Genomic DNA, 8472 nt, shown 5'->3' with positions numbered 1-8472 from the left:
ACCGCCCGTCGCCCACACGGCGAGCGCCCGCACCCGCGCCTCGGGGCGGTCGTAGGCCCGTCGCACCAGCGCGAGCGAGGAGGGCAGGATCACGGCCGCCGCCGCGCCCTGCGCGACCCGCCCCGCGAGCAGCCAGCCGAGCGAGGGCGCGCAGCCGCACAGCGCCGAGGTCAGGACGAAGGCCGCGAGCCCCGCGCCGTACGTACGGGCCGCGCCGAAGCGGTCCGCGAGCAGCCCCGAGCTGAGCATGAGCCCCGCGAACGCGAGCGTGTACGCGTCCACGACCCACTGCGCCCCCGTGATCCCGCCGCCGAGGTCCTTGCCGAGCGAGGTCAGCGAGACCGTCACGGCCGAGGCGTCGAAGCTCGTGAGCGAGAAGCCGAGGAGCGCGGCGACGAGGGCGACGGCGGGACGTGCGACGCGAGAGGGCGCGGGAGCGGAGGCCGACTGCGGTGCGGAGGGCGGGAGTTGGTTCCCCGTGGGTGTGGACATGCGGCCAGCCTGCGGGCCCGCGCGCCGCTACAGTAGTGGCCCGAACGCCACGCATCCGGAGGTTCTGGCCATGTCCGCGTCCGTCAGGAAGCCCCTCGCGAGGTCCGCTGGGAAGCCCCTCGGGAAGTCCGTGGCGAAGCCCGGCAGGAAGGCCGGGCCGGTGCCCGTTCCCTCGCCCGCCGCCTACCGCGCCCCGCACCGCGTCGCCGTCATCGCGCCCTCGCCCGTCTCGCTCTTCAACATCGCCCTCCCCGAACTCGTCTTCGGCCGCGTCGAGGTGGCCGGCCGGCCCGGCTACGAGGTCACCGTCTGCGCCGTGGAGCCGGGCCCCGTGCCCACGACCGGCGGGCTCGACCTGACCGTGCGCCACGGTCTCGACGTGGTGCGCGCGGCCGACACGGTCGTCGTCGCGGGGACCGGGCACCGCTTCGAGCCCGAGCCGGAGGCCGTCGCCGCCGTGCGCGAGGCGGCGGCGGCCGGGCGGCGCGTCACCTCGATCTGCTCCGGCGCCTTCGTCCTCGCCGAGGCCGGTCTCCTCGACGGACGGCGCGCCACGACGTACGCGGACCTCGCCCAGGAACTGCGCGACCGCTACCCGGCCGTCGACCTCGCCGGGGACGTCCTCTTCGTCGACGAGGGCCGCGTCATGACCTCCTCCGGCTACGCGGCGGGCATCGACCTGTGCCTGCACATGGTGCGCACGGACTACGGAGCCGCCGTCGCCAACGACGTCGCGCGCCGCACCCTCGTCGCGCCCGTACGCCCGGGCGGGCAGGCGCAGTTCGTACGGACCCCGCTGCCGCCCGAGCGCGGCAGACGCTGCGCCGACACGCGCGGCTGGGCGCTCGCCCGGCTCGACCAGCCGCTCGGCCTCGCCGACCTCGCCCGGCACGCGGGCGTCAGCGTCCGCACCCTCACCCGCCGCTTCCAGGCCGAGACCGGGGTGAGCCCGCTCCAGTGGCTCCTGATCCAGCGCGTCGAGCGCGCGAAGGAACTCCTGGAGACGACGGAGCTGCCCATGGACCGGATCGCCGAGGCGTGCGGGCTCGGCAGCGCCGACTCGCTGCGCAAACACCTGCTCCAGCGCGCGGGCCTCACGCCGAGCGCCTACCGGGCGCAGTTCACCCGGCTGAGCGCCTGAACGGGCGGGGGCTCACGCGTTCCCCGGCGCCCCGCGCCCCCGCGGCCCGCGCCTCGTCCCCTCACGCGTAGTCGTCGAGCGCCCCGCCGTGCTCGTCCACCCACCACGCGACGCGGCAGTCCAGGCACGTGTACCGCCAGCGCAGCACCTCGCGGCCGTCCGGCGTGCCCGTCTTGGTGAGGATGACGTGGGTGTCCGCGCACTTCACACAGCGCACCGGGAGCCGGCGCCCGGTACTCCCGGAGCCGTACGCGTCGGACCACCCCTGTCGGCTCATGTCGGCAATTGTGCCAGCGTCCTGACGCCGCCTCGCCCGGCCTCGGCGAGCGGGCCGGTGAGGCCGCCGGCGCGCGGGTCAGGCGCGCGGGTCCGGCGCGCGGGGTCGGCCCGGCTGTGCTGCCATGGGATCACACCTCACAGGACAGGGAGCAGCGATGGAGCACCACATGCGCGCCGAGTACGCCGAGGGCGACACGCCCGGCGATCCCGAGGCCCCCGTGCGCAAGTGGCACATGGTGCGCGGGACGCAGGAGCCGCGCACGCTTTGCGGCCTCCTCCTCGACCCGGCCGCGGCGACCCAGTCCGCCGACGCCTGGGGCACCTCGGCCGCACGCCCCTTCTGCAAGACGTGCGGCGCCCTGTACCTGCGGGAAGTGCCCTGAGCCGTAGCTGCCGGGAAGCACCCCCGGCACGGGCGCCGGGGAATGCGCGGCGGCCCCCGTGCGTTCGGTCCTGCGAAGGGGTGCCCCGCGCCGCGGGGCGGCCCGTTCTCTTACCCGGACGCATGACACGAAGAGAGCAGAAGCCGATGGTGACACCTCTGGAGGCCCCGACCCCCTCCCCGCTGCGCGTGGAGATCTGGACGGACATCGCCTGTCCTTGGTGCTACGTCGGGAAGGCCCGTTTCGAGCGGGCGCTCGACGGCTTCCCGCACCGCGAGCAGGTCGAGGTCGTGCACCGTTCCTTCGAGCTGGACCCCTCCGCGGCGAAGGGCGAGGTGGTCGAGGTGGTGCCCATGCTCGCCAAGAAGTACGGCATGAGCCTGGAGCAGGCCCGGCAGGGCGAGGCGCGGCTCAAGGAGAACGCGACGGGCGAGGGCCTCGACTACCTGACCGAGGGCCGCGACTCCGGCAACACCTTCGACATGCACCGCCTGCTCCACCTCGCCAAGGACAAGGGCCGCCAGGACGCCGTCATCGACGGCCTGTACAAGGCGAACTTCGCCGAGGAGCGCAGCGTCTTCAACGACACCGAGCGCCTCGTCGCGATCGCCGTGGCCGCCGGGCTCGACGAGGCCGAGACGCGCGCCGTGCTGGCGGACCCGGAGAAGTACGCGGCCGACGTGCGCGCCGACGAGCGCGAGGCCGCCGAGCTGGGCGCCAACGGCGTCCCGTTCTTCGTCCTCGACCGCCGCTACGGCGTCTCCGGCGCCCAGCCCGCCGAGGTCTTCGCGCAGGCGCTCCAGCAGGCCTGGGACGCGCAGCCCCGGCTGACCCCCGTCGCCCCGGTCGCCGGTGCCGACGAGGCCGGGGTCTGCGGCCCCGACGGCTGCGCGGTCCCGCCGCGCGACGCGAGCTGATCCCGCCGGGACGGGGCTCGCGTCACGCCATGGACGCGAGCCCCGCGGCCCTCCACGATGGGGCCATGGAGAATCTCGCACCCGAGGAGTACCGCCCCCGCCGCGTCCACCTGAACACCGCGAGCCACGGCCTGCTCGCCCGCTCGGCCGCCGAAGCGATCCGGGCCGCCGTCGAGCGCCGCGAGTACGGGGACGGGGCCGACGCCTTCCCCGCCGTGGCCGCCGCCCGCGCCGCCTTCGCCCGCCTCGCCGGAGTCCCGGTGCGCCGCGTCGCCGCCGGCACCTCGGTCGCCACCTACGCGGGACTCGTCGCCGCGGCCCTCCCCGAGGGCGCCGAAGTCCTCACCGCCGAGGGCGATTTCGCCTCCGTCGTGAACCCCTTCCACGTCCGCCCCGGCCTCAAGGTGCGTACCGTCCCGCTCGACCGCCTCGCCGAGGAGGTGCGCCCCGGCACCGCGCTCGCCGCGGTCTCCTCGGTGCAGTCCGCCGACGGCAGGCTCGCGGACCTGCCCGCGATCCGCGCCGCCGCGCGCGCCCACGGGGCCCGTACCTTCGTCGACGTCTCGCAGGCGGCGGGCTGGCTGCCGCTCGACGCCGCCGAGGACGACTTCACCGCGACCGTCGGCTTCAAGTGGCTCGGCGCCGCGCACGGCGTCGGCTTCCTCGTCGTCCCCGAGGACCTCGGCAGCCTGCGGCCCCTCCTCGGCGGCTGGCTGAGCGGCGCCGACCCGTGGTCGAGCACGTACGGCCCCGTCCTCGAACCCGCCCCGGACGCGCGCCGCTTCGACACCGCGCAGCCCCTCTTCTCCTACGAGGGCGCGGCCGAGGCGATGGGGATCGTCGAACGCCTCGGTGTCGCGACCGTCCGGGCGCACGACCTCGCGCTCGCCGAGCGCTTCGTCACCGGGCTGCGCGCCCTCGGCCACGAGCCGCTGCCCGCGCCCGGGTCCGCGATCGTCTCCGTGCCGGGGCTCGGCGGACGGCAGGCGGATCTCGCGCGGGCCGGCATCGAGGTCTCGGACCGCGCGGGCAACCTGCGCGCGTCCTTCCACCTCTACAACTCGGCGGCGGACGTCGACGCGCTGCTCGCGGCGCTGGCCTGAGGTCAGGACAACCGGCGAGGGCGGGGCCGCGCGCCCCCGTGGTGCGCGGCCCCGCCCTCGTACCGGAACTTCCGCGGTCCTCAGCGGATCGGCGTGAAGTCCCTGGCCCCGATGAACTCGGGCCGCCGGATCGGCGCGGCGAAGGGCTCGACCGCGGCGTTCTCGACGCTGTTGAAGACGAGGAACACGTTGCTGCGCGGGAACGGCGTGATGTTGTCGCCCGAGCCGTGCATCGCGTTGCAGTCGAACCAGGTCGCCGAGCCGGCCTTGCCGGTGAAGAGCTTGATGCCCCACTTCCCGGCCATCTCGGTGAGTGCTTCGTCCGAGGGCGTGCCCGCGTCCTGCATCTGGAGGGACTTCTTGTAGTTGTCCTTCGGCGTCTCGCCCGCACAGCCCAGGAAGGTCTTGTGCGAGCCGGGCATGATCATGAGCCCGCCGTTGGTGTCGTAATTCTCGGTGAGCGCGATCGAGACCGAGACGGCGCGCATGTTCGGCATGCCGTCCTCGGCGTGCCACGTCTCGAAGTCCGAGTGCCAGTAGAAGCCGGAGGCGCCGAAACCGGGCTTGACGTTGATCCGCGACTGGTGGATGTAGACGTCCGAGCCGAGGATCTGCCGGGCGCGCTCCAGCAGCCGCTCGTCGCGCACGAGCTTCGCGAAGACCTCGCTGATCTTGTGGATCTCGAAGACGGAGCGGATCTCCTGCGACTGCGGCTCCACGATGGAGCGCTCGTCGGCGCGGATCGCCGGGTCGGCGACGAGCCGGTCCAGCTCGGCGCGGTAGACGGAGACCTCGTCCGGGGTGAGCAGCTCGGGGATGGCGTGGAAGCCGTTCTCCTCGAAGGAGGCGAGGTCACCGGCGCTGATCGGCCCCGGGGCGCCGGGCGCGGTCCACACCACGGGGTCCTGGCGCGGCGTGGAGACCTCGGTCTTGCCGCGGGTCGGGTAGAGGTCCGTGATCTTGTCGTGGGTGACGGTCATCTCGTTCAGTCCTCCTCGGTCAGCAGCGGGTAGACGCCGTTCTCGTCGTGCTCCTCCCGCCCGGTGACGGGCGGGTTGAAGACGCAGACGCAGCGGAAGTCGGTCTTGGGCCGCATGGTGTGCAGGTCGTGGTCGTTGAGCAGGTACATCGTGCCGGGGGTGATCCAGTGCTTCTCACCCGTGGCCTCGTCGGTCAGCTCCGCCTCGCCCTCGACACAGAGCACCGCCTCGATGTGGTTGGCGTAGTGCATCGTCGTCTCGGTGCCGGCGTACATGATCGTTTCGTGCAGCGAGAAGCCGACCTTCTCCTTGGCGAGCACGATGCGCTTGCTCTCCCAGGTGCCCGACTCGGCGACGATGTGCCGGTCGGTGCCCTCGATGTCCTTGAACGAGCGAATGAGCACGGTGTCCCTGTGCCTCTCTTCCGTGGTGCGGTTGTCTCTCTACGGGTACGGGGCGGGCCGCGTCGCGTCGGGCGGCCCGGCCCCGTACCGGATCTCGGTCGGTCCCGCGGACCCGGGCGGTCGCGCGGACCGAGGTGGTCGCGGCGGACCTAGGCGGCCTCGCCGGACCTAGGCGGTCTCGCGGACCGAGCGGGCGAGGATGCGCAGCCCCTCGTCCAGTTCCTCCGGGGTCGTGGTGAGCGCGGGCAGCAGCTTGACGACCTCGCTGCGCGGGCCCGAGGTCTCCAGGAGCAGCCCGTGCTCGAAGGCGCGGCGGCACACCTTCGTCGCCTGCTCGTGGTCCTCGAACTCCAGGCCCCACACGAGGCCGCGGCCCCGGTAGGAGGCGCCGAGCTGGGAGTGTTCGAGGCAGATCGCGCGCAGCGCCGCCTCGACCTGCTCGCCGCGGGCGAGGGTCTGCTTCTCCATCTGCCCGTCGGCCCAGTACGCCTCCAGGGCGGCGGCGGCCGTGACGAAGGCAGGGTTGTTGCCGCGGAAGGTGCCGTTGTGCTCGCCCGGCTCCCAGACGTCCAGCTCGGGGCGGAAGAGGCACAGCGACATCGGCATCCCGTAGCCGCCGATGGACTTCGACAGCGTGACGATGTCCGGCGTGATGCCCGATTCCTCGAAGGAGAAGAAGGCGCCGGTCCGGCCGCAGCCCATCTGGATGTCGTCGACGATGAGCAGCATGTCCTGCCGCTTGCACAGCTCGGCGAGCGCGCGCAGCCACTCGGGCCGCGCGACGTTGATGCCGCCCTCGCCCTGCACGGTCTCGACGATGACGGCGGCGGGCTTGTTGAGCCCGGACCCCTGGTCGTCGAGCAGCCGCTCGAACCAGAGGAAGTCGGGGGTCTGCCCGTCGAGGTAGTTGTCGAAGGGCATCGGCGTGCCGTGCACGAGAGGAATCCCCGCGCCCGCGCGCTTGAAGGCGTTCCCCGTGACGGCGAGGGAGCCGAGCGACATGCCGTGGAAGGCGTTGGTGAAGGAGACGATGGACTCGCGGCCCTTGACCTTGCGGGCCAGCTTGAGCGCCGCCTCGACCGCGTTGGTCCCCGTCGGGCCGGGGAACATGACCTTGTACGGCAGGTCGCGCGGGCGCAGGACGACGTTCTGGAACGTCTCCAGGAAGGCGCGCTTGGCCGTGGTCCCCATGTCGAGGCCGTGCGTGACGCCGTCGCGCTCGATGTAGTCGATGAGCGCGCGTTTCAGGACCGGGTTGTTGTGGCCGTAGTTGAGGGCGCCGGCCCCGGAGAAGAAGTCCAGGTACGCGTGGCCGTCCTCGTCGTAGAGGCGGCTGCCCTGCGCGCGGTCGAACACGGCGGGCCAGCTTCGGCAGTAACTGCGCACCTCCGACTCAAGGGTCTCGAAGACGCTCAGGGCGGGCGGGGCGATGGTCACAGCTGTCTCCTGTGAGGAAGGGGATGGAGCGGAGCAGGGAGTGTGGACTGCGGTACGGGTACGGATGCGGGGCCGTGGTGCCGGTCGGCGGTACGGGCCCGGGGGTGCCGTCCGGTGTACGGGCCGCTCCCTGGTGGGGAGCGGCCCGGCCGCTCGGCTCAGGCCGCCTCGGCGCGGGCCGCCGCGCGGGCGAGCGGGCCGATGCGGTACAGCACTTCGGGCTCGTGTCCGGCCTCGTCGTCCGCCGGGAACAGCTCCGCGTCGAAGAGCACCTCGCGCTCCAGGCCCGCGCCGTGCCGGGCGGCGAAGGAGGTGAACAGGCGCTCGGACGGGACGTTGCCGGGGGTGATGGTGGTCTCCAGACCGTGCAACTCGGTGCGCGCGGCGACGCGCGCGACGAGCCCGTCGAGCAGCGCGGCGGCCAGGCCCCGGCCCTGCTGCGCGGCGGCCACGGCGACCTGCCAGACGACGAGGACGCCGGGGCGCTCGGGCCGGATGTAGCCGGTGACGAAACCGACCGGGTCACCGGCGGCGTCCCGCGCCACCACGGAGGTCGCGGCGAAGTCGCGACACCACAGCAGGTAGCTGTACGAGGAGTTCAGGTCGAGCTTTCCCGAGTCGCGGGCGAGGCGCCACAGCGCGGCGCCGTCCTGCACGCGTGGGCCGTCAAGGCGTAGTCCCTCCGGCATTTCCCGGAATGCGGCACGGGGTGCGGTGAGGTCTGCTTGTGCGGCGGTCATGGGATTTGAACTTACCCAGCAGGCGCAGAAAATGCATCGGGTGCCAGGGTTGGGTGAAAGAGTGTCCTGTGTTATCGCGCGTGCGGGTGCTCGGGCGCGAAACCCCTCGCGAAATGCCGGGTATGCGGCGGACATTGGGGGTGAAAGGGTCTTCTTTGTGGGCTCGGTCACAAAAAAGTAACACCCGTGGAACCTGTCCGAATTATGGAAAATGTGCGAGGGTCAAAACTTCTTGTTTAGCCCCCGGGAAAGCGGGCAGAAGAAAATGGGAAGCTGCGCGCAAGAATGCACCGGGAATTAATCCGGAGTTTATATCGTGCCGAATGTGTGTGGGGCATTTTCAGAATGTCGTGAGGCGAACGCGGAGGGTGGCACCGGGTGCCGGGGCCCCGGCCGCTCGCCCGGCCCCCGGCTCCTGCTCCCCGGCCTCCGGCCCCCGGTCCCTCCCGGCGCCCGCGTGACTCACGCCCGTCCGGCCGCCCAGGTCTCGGCCACCGCGCGGTCGGCCGCGCGGGTGTCGGCCCGCTCGCCCGTCGCCTCGCCCCACGCCGCGCCGAGCGCGCGCAGGCTGTCCCGTACGACGTTCTCCGCCGCCA

Annotated in this window: 10 protein-coding genes; 4 read left to right on the top strand and 6 right to left on the bottom strand. The window is 72.8% G+C overall.

The window, feature by feature from the left end; translation table 11 throughout:
- The coding region (locus G3I42_RS21100) for an MFS transporter (RefSeq protein WP_164288180.1) at positions 1-492 on the bottom strand (492 nt) is incomplete at its 3' end.
- A gap of 160 nt (positions 493-652) precedes the next feature.
- Between G3I42_RS21100 and G3I42_RS21095 the strand changes: the two genes are divergently transcribed.
- On the top strand, positions 653-1633 hold the full coding sequence (locus G3I42_RS21095; RefSeq protein WP_164288179.1) for a helix-turn-helix domain-containing protein: 981 nt from the start codon (positions 653-655) through the stop codon (positions 1631-1633).
- 61 nt (positions 1634-1694) lie between these two features.
- On the opposite strand, the gene G3I42_RS21090 is transcribed toward G3I42_RS21095, so the two are convergent.
- Positions 1695-1910, bottom strand: coding sequence for a hypothetical protein (locus G3I42_RS21090; RefSeq protein ID WP_164288167.1), 216 nt, complete (start codon positions 1908-1910; stop codon positions 1695-1697).
- Between the two features lie 157 nt (positions 1911-2067).
- Between G3I42_RS21090 and G3I42_RS21085 the strand changes: the two genes are divergently transcribed.
- The 3 genes from G3I42_RS21085 (at position 2068) to G3I42_RS21075 (ending at position 4315) form a co-directional block, all read left to right on the top strand.
- Complete coding sequence (locus G3I42_RS21085; protein ID WP_164288177.1) at positions 2068-2295, top strand: hypothetical protein; 228 nt, start codon at positions 2068-2070, stop codon at positions 2293-2295.
- 182 nt (positions 2296-2477) lie between these two features.
- Entirely contained in the window at positions 2478-3212 is a 735-nt protein-coding gene (locus tag G3I42_RS21080) for a DsbA family oxidoreductase (RefSeq protein WP_203607100.1), read from the top strand.
- Positions 3213-3277: 65 nt separating this feature from the next.
- Entirely contained in the window at positions 3278-4315 is a 1038-nt protein-coding gene (locus G3I42_RS21075) for an aminotransferase class V-fold PLP-dependent enzyme (protein ID WP_164288175.1), read from the top strand.
- Between the two features lie 80 nt (positions 4316-4395).
- On the opposite strand, the gene thpD is transcribed toward G3I42_RS21075, so the two are convergent.
- The 4 genes from thpD to ectA all read right to left on the bottom strand — a co-directional run bounded on the left by thpD (position 4396) and on the right by ectA (position 7876).
- Positions 4396-5295, bottom strand: coding sequence for an ectoine hydroxylase (gene thpD / locus G3I42_RS21070; protein ID WP_164288173.1), 900 nt, complete (start codon positions 5293-5295; stop codon positions 4396-4398).
- Positions 5296-5300: 5 nt separating this feature from the next.
- Positions 5301-5699 (bottom strand): ectoine synthase, encoded by a 399-nt coding sequence (locus G3I42_RS21065; RefSeq protein ID WP_164288171.1) that lies wholly within the window; start codon positions 5697-5699, stop codon positions 5301-5303.
- 168 nt (positions 5700-5867) lie between these two features.
- Positions 5868-7136: a diaminobutyrate--2-oxoglutarate transaminase gene (gene ectB, locus G3I42_RS21060; RefSeq protein ID WP_164288169.1), complete on the bottom strand. Its 1269-nt coding sequence runs from the start codon at positions 7134-7136 to the stop codon at positions 5868-5870.
- A gap of 158 nt (positions 7137-7294) precedes the next feature.
- Positions 7295-7876, bottom strand: a complete 582-nt coding sequence (ectA, locus tag G3I42_RS21055) for a diaminobutyrate acetyltransferase (RefSeq protein WP_203607098.1) — start codon at positions 7874-7876, stop codon at positions 7295-7297.
- Positions 7877-8472: the final 596 nt, after the last annotated feature.

It is taken from the genome of Streptomyces sp. SID11385 (genome assembly GCF_010548245.1).
GTDB lineage: Bacteria > Actinomycetota > Actinomycetes > Streptomycetales > Streptomycetaceae > Streptomyces.
Note: the sequence above shows the minus strand (reverse complement) of the source record. Positions and strands in the feature narration are given on the sequence as shown.